The organism is Pseudomonas sp. NPDC086566 (assembly GCF_050280885.1).
GTDB classification, from domain to species: domain Bacteria; phylum Pseudomonadota; class Gammaproteobacteria; order Pseudomonadales; family Pseudomonadaceae; genus Aquipseudomonas; species Aquipseudomonas vlassakiae.
In genome coordinates, this window is the sequence record NZ_JBNNWD010000010.1 from 184972 (window position 1) to 202198 (window position 17227).

Consider the following 17227-nt stretch of genomic DNA (forward strand, 5'->3'; position numbering starts at 1 on the left):
TCGGCACCCCCTTCTCAATCAGGATTTCAAGAAGCCGTTGGCGGCCAGGAAGCTTTCGGTGATGCCACTGCCCTTGCTCGGTTCGGCGGCCTTGTCGCCCAGCAGCAGACGCTCCAGGTAACGGGCCAGCAAGTCGACCTCAAGGTTGACCCGACGCCCTGCGCGGTAGTCGGCCATGATGGTTTCGGACAGGGTGTGCGGGACAATGGTCAGCTCGAATTCGGCGCCATCGACCTCGTTGACCGTCAGGCTGGTGCCGTCGACGGTGATCGAACCCTTGTGGGCGATGTACTTGGCCAGTTCCCTGGGCGCACGCACCCGGAACTGGATGGCGCGGGCGCTATCGCTGCGCGAGATGATTTCGCCGACGCCGTCGACGTGGCCGCTGACCAGGTGGCCGCCCAGGCGGGTGGTCGGGGTCAGGGCTTTTTCCAGGTTGACCTTGCTGCCGCTCTTGAGGTCGATGAACGCGGTGCGCTTGAGGGTCTCGACACTGACGTCGGCCCAGAACCCGTTGCCCGGCAGTTCGACAGCGGTCAGGCATACGCCGTTGACGGCGATGCTGTCGCCGAGCTTGACGTCACCCAGGTCGAGCTTGCCGGTTTCGACGTAGACGCGCACGTCACCGCCCTTGGGGGTCAGGCTGCGGATGGTGCCGATGGATTCGATGATGCCGGTGAACATGGGGACTTCCTCAGAAACGGGTTGCGCGGGGCAAGCCCGGCATTATACGCCGGGCGCCGGCAGAGGGATGGCAGTGACCCGCCAGTCATCGCCCACAGCGCGCATTTCGGTGATTTTCAGCCGTGGTGCCTGGCTCATCTTCTCCAGGGGCCAGTCCAGCAACGGCCGGGCCTGGGAGCCGAGGAAGGTGCCGGCGACGAACAGCTGGTACTCGTCAATCAGGCCCCGCTGGGCAAAGGCGCCAACCAGGCCGGCACCGGCCTCCAGCAGGACCTCATTGACGCCGCGGGCGGCCAGCGCCTGCAGCAGCGCCGGCAAGTCTACCTGGCCATTGTCGCCCGGCAGGCTGAGCAGCTCATGGCCGGCAGCGGCATAGCGCACGTCATCTGCGACGGCAGTGACCACCAGCGCCGGGCCGGCCTGGAAGAACGGCGCGTCCAGCGGCAAACGCAGGCGGCCGTCGACCAATACGCGCAACGGCGTGCGGCTCAGTGCCAGGGCGGTGGTTTCGGCGTCCAGGCCCAGTTCGCTGCCTCGCACGGTCATCCGCGCGTTATCGGCCAGCACGCTGGCCGCGCTGGTCAGCACCACGCTGGAACGGGCGCGCAGGCGTTGCACGGCCGAGCGGGCAGCGGGGCCGGTGATCCACTGGCTTTCGCCGCTGGCCATGGCGGTGCGGCCATCGAGGCTCATGGCCAGTTTGGCGCGGACGAACGGCAGGCCGTGCTCCATGCGTTTGAGGAAGCCGGGATTGAGGGCGCGGGCTTCGGCTTCGAGCACGCCGCTGGCCACGCTGATGCCGGCTTCTGCCAGGCGCCGCAGGCCTTGCCCTGCGACTTGCGGATTGGGGTCCTGCATGGCCGCGACCACCCGGGCTACGCCGGCCTTGACCAGCGCCTCGGCGCACGGCGGCGTGCGGCCGTGGTGGCTGCACGGTTCCAGGGTCACGTAGGCGCAGGCGCCACGGGCCAGTTCGCCGGCCTGACGCAGGGCATGCACTTCGGCATGCGGCTCGCCGGCACGCACGTGCCAGCCTTCACCGACCACTTCGCCATCGCGTACGATCACACAACCCACACGCGGGTTGGGGTGGGTGGTGTACACACCCTTGCGCGCCAGCTCCAGCGCGCGGGCCATGTAGTGGGCGTCGAGGATCGCGGTCTGGCTGGGCATGCTCACTCTTTAGCCGGCTCGCGGGCCAGGCGGTCGATTTCTTCGCGGAATTCGTCGAGGTCCTGGAAGCGCCGGTACACCGAGGCGAAGCGGATGTAGGCCACTTCGTCGAGCTTGCGCAGTTCGGCCATGACCATTTCACCCACCACCAGCGACTTCACCTCGCGCTCGCCGGTGGCGCGCAGGCGGCTCTTGATATGCGCCAGCGCCGCTTCCAGGCGCTCGATGCTGACCGGGCGCTTCTCCAGCGCACGCTGCATGCCGGCACGCAGTTTCTCTTCATCGAAGGGCTGGCGCGTGCCGTCCTGCTTGATCAGCCGGGGCAGTACCAGTTCGGCGGTTTCGAAGGTGGTGAAACGCTCGCCGCAGGCGACGCATTCACGGCGGCGGCGCACCTGTTCGCCCTCGGCGACCAGACGCGAGTCGATGACCTTGGTGTCGTTGGCACCGCAAAAGGGACAGTGCATGGTGGCAGGCAACAAAAAAAGGGAGGGCCATGGTAGCGCATTGCACTGGCAAGACAAGCCAAAGGGGTTAACATCCATACAATTCTGCCCGTGAAGGACCCACCCATGCATCTTCGTGCGCTCGTCGTGCTGTGCTGCGCTTCCCTGCTCGCCGCCTGCGGCAGTGACCGCCCCAAGCCTGAAGCAGCTCCTGCACCAGCAGTGGCCAAGGTGGCGAAAAACGCCGAACCGCTTGGGCCGCTGCCGGCCTATCAGCGTGAATTGAGCGGCACCTTGCTGGAGATCCCCGCCGGCGCCGACGTGGAGCTGGCGCTGCTGGTCATCGACGACCGCGACCGCCCGCAACAGCTGCTGGCCAGTAGCAACCTGACCGGCACCGGCCAGGCCCTGCCCTATCACTTGCGTTTCAACCCCGAGGCCTTCCCGGCCGGCGCCCGCGTCGAGCTGCGCGGCCGCGCCAGCCGTTCCGGCCAGCTGATCATGCACCTGCCCCCCGTGCGGATCGTCCAGGCCCAGACCCAGGCCACCGGCCCGCTGCGCTTCGAGAAGATGCCGTAAGTGGTGCTGCTTGCCCTGCAACAGGCCCTCAGCGGCCTGATCGGCGAAGCGCGGCTGGTCGTCAGCCATCTGCCTGAGTGTGCGCTGAAGCTGTGGCTGATCGATGATCAGAACATGGACCGCGCCTTCAGCAGCGAAGAAACCCGGCGCATCCTCGAAGAACCACCGTACTGGAGCTTCTGCTGGGCCAGCGGCCTGGCCATGGCCCGCTACCTGGCGGCGCACCCCGAGTGGGTCGCCGGCAAGCGCGTGCTGGACTTCGGCGCCGGCTCCGGCATCGCCGGGATCGCCGCGGCTCGCGCCGGGGCGCTGGAAGTGGTCGCCTGTGACCTCGACCCGCTGGCACTGCAAGCCTGCCGTGCCAACGCCCAACTCAACGACGTCGAACTGGGCTACAGCAGTGATTTCTTCGCAGAAGCCGACCGTTTCGACCTGATCCTGGTCGCCGACGTACTCTACGACCGCGCCAACCTGCCGCTGCTCAATGCCTTCCTGGGCCGTGGCCGCGAGGCACTGGTGGCCGATTCGCGCGTCCGCGATTTCAGCCACCCGCTGTACCGGCAGCTGGGCGTGCTCGAAGCCTTGACCCTGCCAGACCTGGCCGAGCCGCACGAATTCCGCCGGGTCAGCCTGTACCACGCCAGTCGCGAGCCTTTATAGTGGTGCGAATCACGGATTTGCGAGAGTCGCGATGAGCCAAGCTCCTAGTAAAGATCTGCCCTACATCTTCGATGCCACCGATGCCACCTTCCAGCAGCTGGTGATCGAGAACTCCTTCCACAAGCCGGTGCTGGTGGACTTCTGGGCCGAGTGGTGCGCCCCGTGCAAGGCGCTGATGCCGTTGCTGGCGAAAATCGCCGAGGGTTACCAGGGCGAGCTGCTGCTGGCCAAGATCAACTGCGACGTCGAACAGCAGGTCGTTGCCCAGTTCGGTATTCGCAGCCTGCCGACCGTGGTGCTGTTCAAGGATGGCCAGCCGGTTGACGGTTTTGCCGGTGCGCAGCCGGAGTCGGCGATCCGTGCCATGCTCGAGCCGCATGTGCAACTGCCGCCCGCCCCGACCGCTTCGCCGCTGGAGCAGGCCAAGGTGCTGTTCAGCGAAAGCCGCTTCGCCGAGGCCGAGGCAGCGCTGAAGGCACTGCTGGGTGAAGACAACAGCAATGCCGAGGCACTGATCCTGTATGCCCGTTGCCTGGCCGAACGAGGCGAACTGGCCGAGGCTCAGGTGGTGCTGGATGCGGTCAAGACCGATGAGCACAAGGCCGCCCTCGCGGGTGCCAAGGCCCAACTGACCTTCCTGCGCCAGGCCGCCAGCCTGCCGGAAGTCGCCGACCTGAAAAGCCGCCTGGCGCAGAACCCGCAGGATGATGAGGCGGCTTACCAGCTGAGCGTGCAGCAGTTGGCGCGTCAGCAGTATGAAGCGGCGCTGGACGGATTGCTGAAGCTGTTCCAGCGTAATCGTGGGTATGAGAACGGCTTGCCGCAAAAGGCGATGCTGCAGGTGTTCGAGCTGCTGGGCAGTGACCATCCGCTGGTAGGTGTTTACCGCCGTAAGCTGTCGTCGGCCATGTTTTGACTTCAAGTCCCTTGCGAGGGCTTCGCCCTCGTTCGCGGGGCAAGCCCGCTCCTACAAGGGGACGCATATTCCTGTAGGAGCGGGCTTGCCCCGCGAAAGGGCCAGAACAGGCAACCTCATCCCACCCAGTGATACACCGGCGCATCCACGCCACTTTCCACCTTCACTTCACTGCTGTGCCGCAAACGCACCAGCAGCCGCTTGCCCGCAGCCGTACTGCCGGCCAACCCTTCCAGCCGGTCGAGCAATTCCGGCCCGCTCATCTGCCCTGCCAGACGCAGCACTTCACGCGCCGCATCCCACTGCCCATCATCCTGGCGCGGTGATGATGCGGCTACGGGCTGAGCAGCCGGCACTTCGAGTTGCCGCCCCAATTGCGCCCACTCCTGCGGCTCCAGCTCGATGGTCAGGTCCACCGGCCAGTCACCAATCTGTCCACGAATTCTCACGATGCGTTCCTTCAGCTCAAGTCAATGCAGCCATGCTACCGCAACATGAAACCTGCGCCACGCAGGCTGGCGGCGCGAAGAAAAGTTGTTATAACATAACGCAATCTTCCAACCCGCTCCCGGAGTCGTCCATGCGTCGTCTGCTGCTCGCCCTGCCCCTCGCCCTGCTGCCCCTGGCCGTGGCCCACGCCCACGACGAACATGACCACGATCACGCCCACGGTACCCTCGGCGCCCACGAGCATGGCGTGGCCAAGCTCAATGCCGTGCTCGACGGCAACACCCTGGAGCTGGAGCTGGACAGCCCGGCGATGAACCTGGTCGGCTTCGAGCACATGGCCAGCAGCGATGCCGACAAGGCCAAGGTCGCCGCCGTGCGCCAGCAACTGGAACAGCCGCTGAAGCTGTTCGCCCTGGCCTCGGCCGCCGGCTGCGAGGAAGACCAGCAAGAACTGGAAAGCCCGCTGTTCGGCGATGCAGCCAAAGCTGACGACGACGGTGACGAGCACGAAAAAGGCCACGTGCACAGCGACATCAATGCCCATTACCAGCTGACCTGCGCCACCCCGGAGAAACTCGCCCAGATCGACCTCACCCCGTTGTACAAGGCCTTCCCGGCCACCCAGAAGATCAATGTGCAACTGATCGGCCCGAACGGCCAGAAAGGCGTCGAGACTTCGCCGGCCAAGGCCGTGGTCGCGTTCTGAAATGAGCCAGGCGTTGATTGAACTGCAGGACCTGGAGTTCGCCTGGCCCGGCCAGGCGCCACTGCTGGATATCCCGGCATTCCGCCTGGAAGCCGGCGAAGCACTGTTCCTCAAAGGCCCCAGCGGCAGTGGCAAGACCACCCTGCTGGGCCTGCTCGGCGGGGTCAACCGGCCGGGCCATGGGCGCATCCAGCTGCTCGGGCAGGACCTCGCCCTGCTCGGCCAGGGGGCGCGTGACCGCTTCCGGGTCGACCACACCGGCTATATCTTCCAGCAGTTCAACCTGCTGCCGTTCCTTTCGGTGCGCGAGAACGTCGAGCTGCCCTGCCGCTTCTCGCGCAGCCGCGCCGAACGGGCGATTCAGCGCCACGGCAGCGTCGACCAGGCCGCCCGTGAGCTGCTGGCTCACCTGGGCCTGGGTGACCCGGCGCTGCTCGTACGGCGCGCCGACAGCCTGTCGATCGGCCAGCAGCAGCGCGTTGCAGCTGCTCGTGCACTGATCGGCCAGCCGGAACTGGTGATCGCCGATGAGCCGACTTCGGCGCTGGATGCTGACACCCGTGAGGCCTTCATCCGCCTGCTGTTCGATGAATGCCGCGCCGCCGGTTCCAGCCTGCTGTTCGTCAGCCACGACCAGGGCCTGGCACCGCTGTTCGACCGTCACCTGTCCCTGGCCGAACTCAACCGCGCCGCCAAGCCCCGGGAGGCCTGATGTACCTGCTCCGCCTAGCCCTGGCCAGCCTGGCCAACCGCCGCTTCACCGCATTCCTCACGGCCTTCGCCATCGCCCTGTCGGTGTGCCTGCTGCTGGCCGTCGAACGCGTGCGCACCGAAGCGCGCGCCAGTTTCGCCAGCACCATCAGCGGCACCGACTTGATCGTCGGCGCCCGTTCAGGGTCGGTGAACCTGCTGCTGTATTCGGTGTTCCGCATCGGCAATGCCACCAACAACATCCGCTGGGACAGCTTCCAGCACTACGCCCAGGACCCGCGGGTGAAGTGGGCAATCCCCATCTCGCTGGGCGATTCGCACCGTGGCTACCGGGTGATGGGTACTACCACCGATTATTTCAGCCATTACCAGTACGGCCGCAAGCAGCACCTGGAGCTGAGCCAGGGCCGTGAATTCGCCAGTGACCCGTTCGAAGTGGTGCTCGGCGCCGAAGTGGCCGAGGCGCTGCACTACAAGCTCGGCGACAAGCTGGTACTGGCGCACGGTGTCGCCGCGATCAGCCTGGTCAAGCATGACGACAAGCCGTTCACCGTGGTCGGCGTGCTCAAGCGCACCGGCACGCCGGTCGACCGCACCTTGCATATCAGCCTCGGCGGCATGGAGGCCATCCATATCGACTGGCACAACGGTGTGCCAGCCCGCGGTGCCGGGCGCATCAGTGCCGAACAGGCACGGACCATGGACCTGCAGCCAGCCGCCATCACCGCGTTCATGCTTGGTCTGAACAACAAGATCGCCACCTTCAGCCTGCAGCGCGAGATCAACGAGTACCGCAACGAGCCGTTGCTGGCGATCCTGCCTGGAGTTGCCTTGCAAGAACTGTGGAGCCTGATGGGCACCGCCGAACAGGCGTTGTTCGTGGTGTCGTTGTTCGTGGTGCTGACTGGCCTGATCGGCATGCTCACGGCGATTCTCACCAGCCTCAACGAGCGCCGCCGGGAAATGGCGATTCTGCGCTCGGTGGGCGCGCGGCCGTGGCATATCGCCGGGCTGCTGGTACTCGAAGCGCTGGCGCTGGCGGTGACGGGCATCGCGGCGGGGCTGGGGTTGCTGTATGCGGGCATCGCCGTGGCCCAGGGCTACGTTCAGGCCAACTACGGGCTGTACCTGCCCCTGGCCTTGCCCAGTGCGCATGAATGGACGCTGCTGGCTATCATCCTTGGCGCAGCGCTGCTGATGGGCAGCGTACCGGCCTGGCGTGCCTATCGGCAGTCGCTGGCCGACGGCCTGTCCATTCATCTCTGAGAGGCATCATGCTCCGCGTACTGTTGATATCGATGCTGTTCCTCGCCGCCCCTGTGTGGGCGGGTGAGGTGCGCGAGCTGGACTGGCCTGCGCTCATCCCTGAAGGTGCGCCGGTCATCCCGCCACAACTGGCACCGCTGCACGACATGTCGCAGCTGGGCAATGCGTTGTCAGCCGAATCGGCCCCACCGGCGCAGCAGCAGGCGCCCAATGCGCCGGTGGTGAAAAGCCTCGACGGCCAGCAGGTCAAGATCCCGGGCTACATTGTGCCGCTGGAGGTGAGCGAAGAGGGGCGCACCACGGAGTTTCTGCTGGTGCCCTACTACGGCGCCTGCATCCATGTGCCACCGCCGCCGTCGAACCAGATCGTGCACATTTTCAGCGAAATGGGTGTGCGCGTGGAGGACCTCTACCAACCCTACTGGATCGAGGGAAAGATGCAGGTTAGAGCCTCCAGCAGCGAATTGGCCGACGCCGGATACCAGATGGAAGCGGAGAAAATATACGCTTATGTTCTCAAGTGAGAACTGTGTCGGATTCATGACGACGCTTCTTTGAGCTGGGTCAAACATTCCGTTTAGCCAGCTCCGTACCATTGGACTACTCGATTACTCACGTCCTTTGGGAGCTTCCATGAACAAGTCCTTGCTCGGCGCCTCGCTTGTGGCCCTTGCGCTCGCCGCCCCTGTTGCCCACGCCCACCAGGCGGGTGATGTCATCGTCCGCGCCGGTGCCATCACCACCGCACCGAACGAAAGCAGTGGCGACCTGAAATTCGACGGCAACAAGGTGTCGGGCACCAAGGCGACCCTGGACAGCGACACCCAGCTGGGCCTGACCTTCGCCTACATGCTCACCGACCACATCGGCCTGGAGCTGCTGGCCGCCACCCCGTTCAAGCACAGCGTAGGCGTCAAAGGCCTGGGCGGCGGGCTGGACGGCAAATTGGCCGACATCAAGCAGCTGCCACCGACCCTGTCCGTGCAGTACTACCCGATGGAGCCTAACTCCAAGTTCCAGCCCTATGCCGGCGTCGGCATCAACTACACCCTGTTCTTCGACGAAGACCTGACCAGCGAACGCAAGCAACAGGGCTTCAGCAACCTCAAGCTGCAGGATTCGGTAGGTATCGCCGGCCAGTTGGGCATGGACTACATGATCACCGACAACCTGCTGGTGAACGCCTCGGTCTGGTACGTCGACATCGACACCAAAGCCAGCGTCAACGGCCCGACCGCATTGGGCTACAGCAAGACCAAGGTCGACGTCGATGTCGACCCTTGGGTGTACATGGTCGGCCTTGGCTACAAGTTCTGACCTGAACACGACAGGGCGGCTTCGGTCGCCCTTTTTCGTTGCCCCCATGACCAGTACCCCAGCGCCAGCGCACTGATCGCCATCCCCAGCCCGCATACCGCCATCCAGCCCCAGCGCGCATACACCCAGCTCGCCAGCACCGCCCCTGAACCGCTGCCGACCGAGTAGCAACACATGTAGGCGCCGATCAAGCGGCTGGCCATCGCGCCACGCCCCGCCAGCAACAGGCTCTGGTTGGTGACATGCACCGCCTGCACGGCGAAATCCAGCATCAGCACACCCAGCACGAACGCCGTCAGCGATTGCCCGACGAAGGCTGTCGGCAGCCATGACAGCGTCAACAAGGCCAGCGCCAGGCCAGTGGTGCGCTCGCCCAGCCCTCGATCAGCCAGCCGCCCGGCCCTCGACGCTGCCAGGGTACCGGCGATACCTGCCAGGCCGAACAGGCCGATCTCGGTATGGCTGAGCGCCAAAGGTGGTGCACTCAGGGGCAGCACCATGGCACTCCACAGCACACTGAAGGCAGCGAAGATCAACAAACCGAACAAGCCGCGCCGACGCAACAAGCTGTCATGCCGGTACAAAGTGAACAACGAACCGATCAGTTGCCGGTAGCCTGGCCGTTGCGCGGGTAACCGGCTGGCTGGCAGGCAGCGCCAGAGCACCACGGCCATCAGCGTGAGCACAGCTGCTGCCACGAAGTACACGTTGCGCCATCCGGCCAGGTCAGCGAGTGCGCCGGAAACCAGACGCGCGAGCAGAATGCCCAGCACCACCCCGCTGGTGACCGTGCCCACCGCTTGCCCCTGACTGGCCGGGGTGGCCAGGGTGGCGGCGTGGGCGACCATCACTTGCACCATGACAGCCATGAGCCCTACCAACGCCAGAGCGGCGAGCAGTATCAGCCATTGCTGCGCCAGGCCAACACCGACCAGTGCCAGGGCGGCAACCAGCAACTGCCCCAACAGCAGGCGCTTGCGTTCGATCAGGTCACCAAGGGGCACGATCAGGATCAGCCCAAGGGCATAACCCGCCTGCGTTGCGCCGACCACCCAACCGATCTGCTGCTGCGCCACACCGAGGTCGCTGGCTATCGACTCGAGCAATGGTTGGGCGAAATAGACCGTGGCCACTGCCATGGCGCAGGTGGCGGCAAGCAACAGGGTTATCCCGCGATACATCAGGCTGACTCCTTCATGCTGGTTTCAAATTGAAACCACAGGATGGATATTTAGCAAATGTGGTTTTAATCTGCAACCAGACGAACAACGGAGGTGCCCCCCATGCTCGATGAAGTGAACGCTCAATGCCCCGTGGCTCGGGCGCTGGAAGTGCTGGGTGACCGCTGGGCGCTGATGATCCTGCGCGATGCCTTCGATGGCCTTCGCCGTTTCAGCGAGTTCCAGAAGAACCTCGGGCTGGCGAAGAACATCCTGGCGTCACGGCTGAAATGGCTGGTGGAGAGTGGGCTGTTGGCTTTGCAGCCGGCCTCGGATGGCAGTGCCTACAAGGAATATGTGCTGACCGAGAAAGGGCGCTCGGTGTTTCCGATCGTGGTGGGGTTGCGCCAGTGGGGGGAGCGCTTTCTGTTCGAGGCGGGGGAAACGCGGTCTGAGCTGGTGGACAGCGCCAAGGGGCGGCCAGTCGGGATTCTGCAGGTGCGAGCGGAAGATGGCCGGCTGCTCACGGCACAGGATTGCCTACGCAAGGTTGTACGGCATACGTGAACTGGGGCCGCTTTGCAGCCCCAGCTATCTCAAGCCCTGCCGAGCAACTTAGCCAAGCCCTCGACCATCGGGGTCGGCTGCGGGAAGTCGAAGCGCGCCAGCAAACGCTGGTTGTCCGCACGGGAATGGCGAATGTCACCCGAACGCGCCTGGCCGTAGCTGACCGCCGGCAAGCTGCCCACCACCTGCTGCAGCGCCTTGAGCATCTGGTTCAGCGAAGTCGCCTGGTTCAGGCCCACGTTCACCGCGCCCTCTTCCACCTGCGGTTGCTCCAGTGCCTGTACCATCACGTGCACCAGGTCGCCGACGTAGAGGAAGTCACGGGTCTGCTCGCCATCACCAAACACGGTGATCGGCAAGCCTTGGGCCGCCCGCTCGCTGAAGATGCTGATCACCCCGGAATACGGCGAGGAAGGATCCTGACGCGGCCCGAATATGTTGAAGAAGCGGAATATCACCGGCTCCAGGCCATGCTGGCGGCGGTAGAAATCCAGGTACTGCTCGCTGGCCAGCTTGTCCACGGCATAGGGCGTCAACGGTGCCTTGGGCGTGTCCTCGGCAATCGACTCGCCTTCACCATTGTTGCCGTATACCGCTGCGCTCGATGCGAAAAGCACACGGCGCACGCCATGCACACGCATGGCCTCGGCCACGTTGAGGGTGCCAATGAAGTTGCTCTGGTGAGTTTTGACCGGGTCTTCGACCGAGGCCTGCACCGACGCCACTGCAGCCAGGTGGACCACGGCACCGCAACCGGCGGCGGCACGCTGAACCAGCGCGGCGTCCGCCACATCGCCTTCGATCAGCTCGAGGCGCGGGTTGCCCAGTTGCAGGTTGTCACGCTTGCCGGTGGAAAGGTCGTCGAGGATACGTACGGCATAGCCCTTGGCCAGCAACGCATCGCACAGGTGAGAGCCAATGAAGCCGGCGCCGCCGGTGATCAGGATGGGGGCATCAGCCATGGCGGTAGAATCGATCCAATAGTGGCGGCAAGCCAGCGCGCCAGGCACGCGGCTTGATGCCGAAGGTGTGAAGAATTTTCTTGCAGGCCAGTACCGCGTGCTGCGGCTCCTCACTGGCATCCGGCCGTGCGGCATGGGCTTGCGCCGTCGGGGCCTGCACGGCCAGCTGACGGTACTGCCCGGCCTCGCTGAGGATTGCCTGGCCCAGTGCCAGCGGCGTGGTCGCCTCGTTGCCGGCGTAGTGATAGGTGCCCCACAGCGGCGCGCTGCAATCGAGCTGCTTGAGCACCGACAGGATCACCCGCGCGGCGTCGTCGACCGGCGTCGGGTTGCCGCGGCGGTCATCGGCCAGCAGCAGTTCCTGGGGTTGCTCGGCGCGGGTCAGGAAGCGGCCCAAGGCACCGTCGATGCTTTCGTCCAGCAACCAGCCGAAGCGCAGCAGCACATGCTGCGGGCACGCCGCACGCACGCTCTGCTCGATACGCCACAAGGCCTGGCCACGCTGGCCCAGGGGCACCGGTTCGTCCTTTTCGCTGTAGGCCGTGGCCCGCGAACCGTCGAACACCCGGTAGCTGGAAGGCTGCACCAGGGTGATCTGGTGATGCTGGCACAACTCCGCCAGCCGCTCCACTGCGCGCTCCTGCTGGGCCAGTCGCTGTTCGCTGACCGACTCGGCCTGGAACCAGTCGAAGTAATAGGCCAGGTTGACCAAGGCATCGGGGCGATGATCGTCGAGCAGCTGAGTGAGGCTGGCCGGAGCCCAGCCGTTTTCTGGCGGGCGCGGAGCCAGGAATGCGATGTCCTCCTCGGCCCCGAGACGAATCAGCGCTTGCCCAAGGGCATTGCCACCACCCAACAGCATCAGGCGCATACGCATAGAGTCAGCAGATCCGAACAGGTTGATTGAGCGAAGGGAGTCATTTTGCGGTTTCCGGGCGGGGAAGTCCAACCCTAGGGTGCGCTGCTACTAATGCGCCTCGGAGCCACCACCTCGCAGGAATATTCCTACGCCTTCGAGTGGCCAGGTCCTGCATCCAACATCAAAAAAAGTTGCCTAAATAGCTCCCTTATCTTCGAAAGTTTCACAGAAGCCCTACAGGCCAGGACAAAACAATGACAGGGAGCTATAGCGAAGAATTACACGATGTTGCTCATTTCAACTTGCATTCTCGGGACACCATTCTTGATAACAGGAGGCTACTGGTTCGGCTGTTTGCATATGCGCCACACTCAGAACCTCTGGTGCTTCAATCAGATCCACTCGTCGTTAGCGGATAAGACTGGATAACCAAGTATGGAAATCGAAACTTCAACTTTGTTGATCCTTGCCGCCACTGCATTGATGGCAGGCTTCTTCGACGCCATCGCAGGCGGCGGTGGTTTACTCACGCTTCCGGCGTTATTCATTGCTGGAGTCGATCCGCTGGCGGCAATGGCTACCAACAAGTTCCAGGCCTCCTCGGCCAGTTCTTCAGCAGTCTGGGCGTTCGCCCGCAAGCGAATGATCCAATGGCGAACAGACTGGCCAATGGCTTTGCTGTCATTCGCAGGTGGTGCGGTAGGGGCCTTGTCGATCAGCTTGCTCGACAGAGCGGTCCTGGAAGCAACTGCGCCGTTCTTGCTGATAGCAGTCGCTGCCTACTTTGCACTCAGCCCCAAGCTTGAAGATCAGGACCGCAAGCGGCGGCTGTCGTATTTCTACTTTGCGCTCGTGGTTGCTCCAGGCATTGGTTTCTATGACGGGATTTTTGGCCCGGGTACCGGTTCATTCTTCATGGTCGCCTTCACACTGCTGCTGGGGCAGCCTCTCATGCAGGCAATCTGTAGCAGCAAACTGCTCAATGCATCTTGCAACCTTGGAGCATTGTCGGTGTTTGCCTTCGGTGGGGCCATCATATGGCCTTTGGCGCTGGCCATGGCAGCCTGCGCCATCCTCGGCGCTCAACTCGGCGCTCGTTGCGCCCTCTACTTCGGGCCGCAATTGATCAAACCACTGTTGATCACAGTGTGTTGCCTGATGGCAGTGAAGTTGTTGCTGGGTGATGGTCATCCGGTAGCGGAGTGGCTGCGCGCTTACACAGCGCTGCGCTAGATATTTCACTCGATCTCGAACAGGCTGTTACGCAACGGCCCCACACTCAACCGCTCACGCACATCGTCATCGATCCGTGGATCATCCGGCTGGTACAGCCTGACCTGCCGATAGGCATTGATGCGATTGATCTCCTCCCCCAGGTACTCCCACACCACCCGGGTGCAGGCCGGGTTGCGCCGATCGCCGCTGGAGACCCCGGCCTTCAGGCCGTTCAGGCGGGTGATGCGGCTCTTGAAGCTGGGGATGAGGATGGTCTGGCTCATCTCGTTGAAGGTCAACGATTCGTAGTCGACCAGGAACATCCGGTCCTGCAACTGGAACGCCGCCCCAAGATAGCGGCAACGCACCTCGGCATGTGGGTCGGTGGCACTGGAGCGTTCCTGGCGTTCCTGGCGCTCGAACAAATAGCGGCCACGCTCCTCCCACAGGTGCACCAACGACACCAGGATGGTGCCCGGGACGGACATGCAGTTGGAGTATTCCAGGTAGTAGCCACAATAACGCGACAGGTTACCGGCGTGATCATGCAGCGGGCGGAACAGTTCGCTGATCGGGTCACCGGCCTGCTCGGCCGGTGTCGACGCACGAGCACCGATCAGGCGACTGAACTGCTCGGGCGGCAAATTCAGCTCGTAATCTTCAACGCCGAAGAAATCACCGATGCGCTTGAGGTTGTAAGCCGTCGGACGGCTCTGCCCGCTCAGGTACTTGTTGAATTGCGCACGGTTTATCGAAAGCTGGCGGCAAACTTCGGAGATAGAGCGGTAATGGCTGCACGCCAGTTTGAGGTTGGTAGCGAAATGATCGCTCATGCTTAGGGGCTCGGGTGACGCGATTGACGCCATTGTAGCATCAAGTCGCACCAAATTAGAGCAACCCGCGAAATTGTAACCGCCTTTGTCATGGCCAACCATGCGCGCCAACGAATAGCGATACGCCTGCCGTCCGCTGTTCATTCCATGCGAAGAATAAGAATCGAGGTCATTTTCCAATGCTCGAAGCACTCAACGATTTCCTTTCGGGAAAACTCCTCATCGTGCTGATCGTCGGTCTCGGCGGTTACTTCACCATCCGTTCGCGGTTCGTCCAGTTCCGCCACTTCGGCCACATGTTTGCTGTATTCAAGGAATCGCTGCGTGGCCAGGCAGGCCAGCTGAGCTCCTTCCAGGCCCTGATGCTGAGCCTAGCCGGCCGAGTTGGCGCCGGTAACATCGCCGGTGTCGGTATCGCCGTGACCCTGGGCGGCCCAGGCGCGGTGTTCTGGATGTGGGTCACTGCCCTGGTCGGCATGGCCAGCAGTTTCTTCGAATGCACCCTGGCCCAGGTCTACAAGCGCGCTGACGGCGACGGCCTGTACCGTGGCGGCCCGGCCTACTACATCCAGCACGGCCTGAAGCTCAAGAGCATGGCCATCGTGTTCTCGATCCTGCTGCTGGTCACCTATGGCTTCGCCTTCATCGGCCTGCAGTCGTACACCGTGACCCACTCGCTGCAGAATGCCTTCGCCTTCGACCCCAAGCACACCGGCATCGTCCTTGCCGTGCTGCTGGCCATCACCTTCATCGGTGGCATCAAGCGCATTGCCGCAGTGTCCGACCTGCTGGTACCGGTCAAGACCCTGGCCTACATCGGCGTGACCCTGTACGTGATCGGCACCCAGATCGACCACGTGCCAGCCATGCTGGAAACCATCTTCAAGAGCGCCTTCGGCCTTGACCCGGCGTTCGGTGGCCTGCTCGGCAGCGCCATCGTCATGGGCGTCAAGCGTGGCGTGTTCGCCAACGAAGCGGGCCTGGGCAGCGCGCCAAACGTGGCTGCCGTGGCCGCTGTGAAACACCCGGGCGCCCAGGGCGTGGTCCAGGCGTTCAGCGTGTTCCTCGACACCTTCGTGATCTGCACCTGCACCGCGCTGCTGATCCTGCTGTCGGGCTTCTACACCCCGGGCTTCGAAGGTGACGGCATCGTCCTGACCCAGAACTCGCTGGCCGCCGTGGTCGGTGACTGGGGCCGTCTGTTCGTCAGCGTGGCACTGTCGCTGTTCGTGTTCACCTGCATCCTCTACAACTACTACCTGGGTGAAAACAGCCTGCAGTTCCTCAGCCGCAACCGCTTGGTACTGCTGGTATTCCGCGCCCTGGTACTGGCGCTGGTGGTATGGGGTTCGATGCAGGACCTGTCGACCGTATTCGCCTTCGCCGACATCACCATGACCTGCCTGGCCTTCGTCAACCTGGTGGCCCTGGCACTGCTGTTCAAAGTCGGCCTGCGGGTAATGCGCGACTACGACGAACAGCGCAAGGCCGGCATCCAGCAGCCGGTGTTCGATTCGTCGAAATTCGCCGACCTGGACCTGGACCGTAACGCCTGGCCTGCCAATCCGCAGGCGGAAACCGCCACCGACGCGGCAGCTGGCCAAGTTCAGACGCAGCGCTGATATCCTCCCCTGCCTGGCCGCCCCGTCCGTGGGCGGCTGCTTCACCTCCGCTCACCGCTACGGATGTTTTCCATGCGTGCTGTCAAGAATCTTCTCGTGCTCTACACCGGTGGCACCATCGGCATGCTCGAAACCGCCGAAGGCCTGGCGCCGGCTGGCGGTTTCGACGCGCGGATGCGCGAACACCTGGCCCAGTTGACCGACGCACCCCAGGTGCAATGGACACTGCAGGAAATGAACCCGCTGCTCGACAGCGCCAACATGCAACAGCACAACTGGCTGGCGATGCGCGATGCCATCGTCGCGGCGGTGGACGCAGGCCATGACGGCGTGCTGCTGCTGCACGGTACCGACAGCCTGGCCTACAGTGCCGCAGCGCTGTCGTTCCTGTTGCTGGGCCTGCCGGTGCCGGTACTGCTGACCGGCTCGATGTTGCCGGCTGGCGCGCCGGGCAGCGATGCCTGGGGCAACCTGTGCGGGGCCTTGCGCCTGTTCGAACAGGGCCTGGAGGCTGGCGTGCAGCTGTACTTCCATGGCCAGTTGCTGCATGGCTGCCGGGCTTCGAAGCTGCGCAGCGAGGCCTTCGACGCCTTCGCTGCACTGCCGCGCCACCGTGAAGGCGAGCGTGCCGCCGAATTGCCTGCCGCCCTGAGCTATCGCCAGCAGCGTCAGCCAGTCAACCTGGCGGTGATGCCGGTGTTCCCGGGCCTGCAAGCCGGGCACCTGAAGGGATTGCTCGACAGCGGCGTGCAAGGGTTGCTGCTGGAATGCTATGGCAGTGGCACCGGGCCGTCGGATGACCAGGCGCTGCTGGAAGTGCTGCGTGCAGCGCGCCAGCGTGGTGTGCTGCTGGCTGCCATCAGCCAGTGCCCCGAAGGTTCGGTCGTGTTCGATACCTATGCGGCAGGCAACCGCCTGCGCGCGGCTGGACTGGTCAGTGCTGGCGGCATGACCCGCGAAGCGGCGCTGGGCAAGATGTTTGCGCTGCTGGGTGCCGGGCTAAACGCGGATGCAGCGGAGCAATGGTTCGCGCTGGATCTTTGCGGGGAGCGGGCCTAGGTTTCGGCCTGATCGTGGCCTCTTCGCGGCCTTGACAGGCAA

20 protein-coding genes are annotated in these 17227 nt (G+C 63.9%); 12 read left to right on the forward strand and 8 right to left on the reverse strand.

What is annotated here, in order from left to right; translation table 11 throughout:
* Positions 1–18: 18 nt before the first annotated feature.
* Genes ACQKPS_RS22650 through nrdR form a run of 3 tightly spaced genes read right to left on the reverse strand, consistent with a single transcriptional unit; the run spans position 19 to position 2324 of the window.
* Positions 19–684 carry a riboflavin synthase gene (locus ACQKPS_RS22650; protein ID WP_427605657.1) on the reverse strand — a complete coding sequence of 222 codons (666 nt, stop codon included), beginning with the start codon at positions 682–684 and terminating at the stop codon, positions 19–21.
* A gap of 42 nt (positions 685–726) precedes the next feature.
* The gene (gene ribD / locus ACQKPS_RS22655; RefSeq protein WP_254481607.1) at positions 727–1857 is read right to left on the reverse strand and encodes a bifunctional diaminohydroxyphosphoribosylaminopyrimidine deaminase/5-amino-6-(5-phosphoribosylamino)uracil reductase RibD; all 1131 of its coding nucleotides are present in this window, start codon (positions 1855–1857) and stop codon (positions 727–729) included.
* A gap of 2 nt (positions 1858–1859) precedes the next feature.
* On the reverse strand, positions 1860–2324 hold the full coding sequence (nrdR, locus tag ACQKPS_RS22660) for a transcriptional regulator NrdR (protein WP_054886565.1): 465 nt from the start codon (positions 2322–2324) through the stop codon (positions 1860–1862).
* A gap of 105 nt (positions 2325–2429) precedes the next feature.
* Here nrdR and ACQKPS_RS22665 point away from each other — a divergent pair, with 105 nt between their 5' ends.
* The 3 genes from ACQKPS_RS22665 to trxA are packed head-to-tail and all read left to right on the forward strand — an operon-like array spanning position 2430 to position 4458.
* Positions 2430–2882 (forward strand): YbaY family lipoprotein, encoded by a 453-nt coding sequence (locus ACQKPS_RS22665; protein ID WP_254481608.1) that lies wholly within the window; start codon positions 2430–2432, stop codon positions 2880–2882.
* A gap of 3 nt (positions 2883–2885) precedes the next feature.
* Positions 2886–3542 (forward strand): class I SAM-dependent methyltransferase, encoded by a 657-nt coding sequence (locus ACQKPS_RS22670; RefSeq protein WP_427605674.1) that lies wholly within the window; start codon positions 2886–2888, stop codon positions 3540–3542.
* Positions 3543–3573: 31 nt separating this feature from the next.
* Positions 3574–4458, forward strand: coding sequence for a thioredoxin (gene trxA / locus ACQKPS_RS22675; protein WP_254481610.1), 885 nt, complete (start codon positions 3574–3576; stop codon positions 4456–4458).
* Positions 4459–4574: 116 nt separating this feature from the next.
* On the opposite strand, the gene ACQKPS_RS22680 is transcribed toward trxA, so the two are convergent.
* Positions 4575–4907: a hypothetical protein gene (locus tag ACQKPS_RS22680; protein ID WP_254481611.1), complete on the reverse strand. Its 333-nt coding sequence runs from the start codon at positions 4905–4907 to the stop codon at positions 4575–4577.
* A gap of 131 nt (positions 4908–5038) precedes the next feature.
* Between ACQKPS_RS22680 and ACQKPS_RS22685 the strand changes: the two genes are divergently transcribed.
* The 5 genes from ACQKPS_RS22685 to ACQKPS_RS22705 all read left to right on the forward strand — a co-directional run bounded on the left by ACQKPS_RS22685 (position 5039) and on the right by ACQKPS_RS22705 (position 8908).
* On the forward strand, positions 5039–5614 hold the full coding sequence (locus tag ACQKPS_RS22685; RefSeq protein WP_427605658.1) for a DUF2796 domain-containing protein: 576 nt from the start codon (positions 5039–5041) through the stop codon (positions 5612–5614).
* A gap of 1 nt (position 5615) precedes the next feature.
* Positions 5616–6326, forward strand: coding sequence for an ABC transporter ATP-binding protein (locus ACQKPS_RS22690; protein WP_427605659.1), 711 nt, complete (start codon positions 5616–5618; stop codon positions 6324–6326).
* Positions 6326–7591, forward strand: coding sequence for an ABC transporter permease (locus ACQKPS_RS22695; RefSeq protein WP_254481614.1), 1266 nt, complete (start codon positions 6326–6328; stop codon positions 7589–7591). The genes ACQKPS_RS22690 and ACQKPS_RS22695 overlap by 1 nt, the downstream gene beginning before the upstream one ends.
* A gap of 8 nt (positions 7592–7599) precedes the next feature.
* Complete coding sequence (locus ACQKPS_RS22700) at positions 7600–8115, forward strand: DUF3299 domain-containing protein (RefSeq protein WP_254481615.1); 516 nt, start codon at positions 7600–7602, stop codon at positions 8113–8115.
* Between the two features lie 109 nt (positions 8116–8224).
* Positions 8225–8908, forward strand: a complete 684-nt coding sequence (locus ACQKPS_RS22705) for an OmpW/AlkL family protein (RefSeq protein WP_054886541.1) — start codon at positions 8225–8227, stop codon at positions 8906–8908.
* Here ACQKPS_RS22705 and ACQKPS_RS22710 read toward each other — a convergent pair.
* On the reverse strand, positions 8896–10089 hold the full coding sequence (locus ACQKPS_RS22710) for an MFS transporter (protein ID WP_427605660.1): 1194 nt from the start codon (positions 10087–10089) through the stop codon (positions 8896–8898). The genes ACQKPS_RS22705 and ACQKPS_RS22710 overlap by 13 nt on opposite strands.
* Positions 10090–10191: 102 nt before the next feature.
* Here ACQKPS_RS22710 and ACQKPS_RS22715 point away from each other — a divergent pair, with 102 nt between their 5' ends.
* A complete protein-coding gene (locus ACQKPS_RS22715) occupies positions 10192–10635 on the forward strand; it encodes a winged helix-turn-helix transcriptional regulator (protein WP_254481617.1) in 444 nt (147 codons plus the stop codon).
* A gap of 29 nt (positions 10636–10664) precedes the next feature.
* On the opposite strand, the gene ACQKPS_RS22720 is transcribed toward ACQKPS_RS22715, so the two are convergent.
* Both ACQKPS_RS22720 and ACQKPS_RS22725 read right to left on the reverse strand, forming a co-directional pair.
* Positions 10665–11597 (reverse strand): NAD-dependent epimerase/dehydratase family protein, encoded by a 933-nt coding sequence (locus ACQKPS_RS22720; protein ID WP_254481618.1) that lies wholly within the window; start codon positions 11595–11597, stop codon positions 10665–10667.
* Positions 11590–12474, reverse strand: coding sequence for a sugar nucleotide-binding protein (locus ACQKPS_RS22725; RefSeq protein ID WP_283725259.1), 885 nt, complete (start codon positions 12472–12474; stop codon positions 11590–11592). Before ACQKPS_RS22725 ends, ACQKPS_RS22720 begins: the two co-directional genes overlap by 8 nt.
* A 417-nt stretch (positions 12475–12891) precedes the next feature.
* On the opposite strand from ACQKPS_RS22725, the gene ACQKPS_RS22730 reads away from it, so the two are divergent.
* Positions 12892–13689, forward strand: coding sequence for a TSUP family transporter (locus ACQKPS_RS22730; RefSeq protein ID WP_427605661.1), 798 nt, complete (start codon positions 12892–12894; stop codon positions 13687–13689).
* Positions 13690–13694: 5 nt separating this feature from the next.
* Here the strand turns inward: ACQKPS_RS22730 and ACQKPS_RS22735 are convergent, their stop codons facing one another.
* Positions 13695–14504 (reverse strand): helix-turn-helix domain-containing protein, encoded by an 810-nt coding sequence (locus ACQKPS_RS22735; RefSeq protein ID WP_254481621.1) that lies wholly within the window; start codon positions 14502–14504, stop codon positions 13695–13697.
* Between the two features lie 179 nt (positions 14505–14683).
* Here ACQKPS_RS22735 and ACQKPS_RS22740 point away from each other — a divergent pair, with 179 nt between their 5' ends.
* Both ACQKPS_RS22740 and ACQKPS_RS22745 read left to right on the forward strand, forming a co-directional pair.
* A complete protein-coding gene (locus ACQKPS_RS22740) occupies positions 14684–16126 on the forward strand; it encodes an alanine/glycine:cation symporter family protein (protein ID WP_254481622.1) in 1443 nt (480 codons plus the stop codon).
* Positions 16127–16198: 72 nt separating this feature from the next.
* Positions 16199–17185, forward strand: coding sequence for an asparaginase (locus ACQKPS_RS22745; protein WP_427605662.1), 987 nt, complete (start codon positions 16199–16201; stop codon positions 17183–17185).
* The last annotated feature ends 42 nt before the right edge of the window (positions 17186–17227 follow it).

Excerpts from the sequence above, each read along its gene's own strand:
- ACQKPS_RS22715 (WP_254481617.1), top strand. The coding sequence starts at position 10,192 with ATGCTCGATGAAGTGAACGCTCAATGCCCCGTGGCTCGGGCGCTGGAA.
- ACQKPS_RS22735 (WP_254481621.1), bottom strand. The coding sequence starts at position 14,504 with ATGAGCGATCATTTCGCTACCAACCTCAAACTGGCGTGCAGCCATTAC.
- nrdR (WP_054886565.1), bottom strand. The coding sequence starts at position 2,324 with ATGCACTGTCCCTTTTGCGGTGCCAACGACACCAAGGTCATCGACTCG.
- ACQKPS_RS22705 (WP_054886541.1), top strand. The coding sequence starts at position 8,225 with ATGAACAAGTCCTTGCTCGGCGCCTCGCTTGTGGCCCTTGCGCTCGCC.
- ACQKPS_RS22710 (WP_427605660.1), bottom strand. The coding sequence starts at position 10,089 with ATGTATCGCGGGATAACCCTGTTGCTTGCCGCCACCTGCGCCATGGCA.
- ACQKPS_RS22740 (WP_254481622.1), top strand. The coding sequence starts at position 14,684 with ATGCTCGAAGCACTCAACGATTTCCTTTCGGGAAAACTCCTCATCGTG.
- ACQKPS_RS22730 (WP_427605661.1), top strand. The coding sequence starts at position 12,892 with ATGGAAATCGAAACTTCAACTTTGTTGATCCTTGCCGCCACTGCATTG.
- ACQKPS_RS22700 (WP_254481615.1), top strand. The coding sequence starts at position 7,600 with ATGCTCCGCGTACTGTTGATATCGATGCTGTTCCTCGCCGCCCCTGTG.
- ACQKPS_RS22665 (WP_254481608.1), top strand. The coding sequence starts at position 2,430 with ATGCATCTTCGTGCGCTCGTCGTGCTGTGCTGCGCTTCCCTGCTCGCC.
- ACQKPS_RS22720 (WP_254481618.1), bottom strand. The coding sequence starts at position 11,597 with ATGGCTGATGCCCCCATCCTGATCACCGGCGGCGCCGGCTTCATTGGC.
- ACQKPS_RS22745 (WP_427605662.1), top strand. The coding sequence starts at position 16,199 with ATGCGTGCTGTCAAGAATCTTCTCGTGCTCTACACCGGTGGCACCATC.
- trxA (WP_254481610.1), top strand. The coding sequence starts at position 3,574 with ATGAGCCAAGCTCCTAGTAAAGATCTGCCCTACATCTTCGATGCCACC.
- ACQKPS_RS22725 (WP_283725259.1), bottom strand. The coding sequence starts at position 12,474 with ATGCGTATGCGCCTGATGCTGTTGGGTGGTGGCAATGCCCTTGGGCAA.
- ACQKPS_RS22685 (WP_427605658.1), top strand. The coding sequence starts at position 5,039 with ATGCGTCGTCTGCTGCTCGCCCTGCCCCTCGCCCTGCTGCCCCTGGCC.
- ACQKPS_RS22695 (WP_254481614.1), top strand. The coding sequence starts at position 6,326 with ATGTACCTGCTCCGCCTAGCCCTGGCCAGCCTGGCCAACCGCCGCTTC.
- ACQKPS_RS22690 (WP_427605659.1), top strand. The coding sequence starts at position 5,616 with ATGAGCCAGGCGTTGATTGAACTGCAGGACCTGGAGTTCGCCTGGCCC.
- ribD (WP_254481607.1), bottom strand. The coding sequence starts at position 1,857 with ATGCCCAGCCAGACCGCGATCCTCGACGCCCACTACATGGCCCGCGCG.
- ACQKPS_RS22650 (WP_427605657.1), bottom strand. The coding sequence starts at position 684 with ATGTTCACCGGCATCATCGAATCCATCGGCACCATCCGCAGCCTGACC.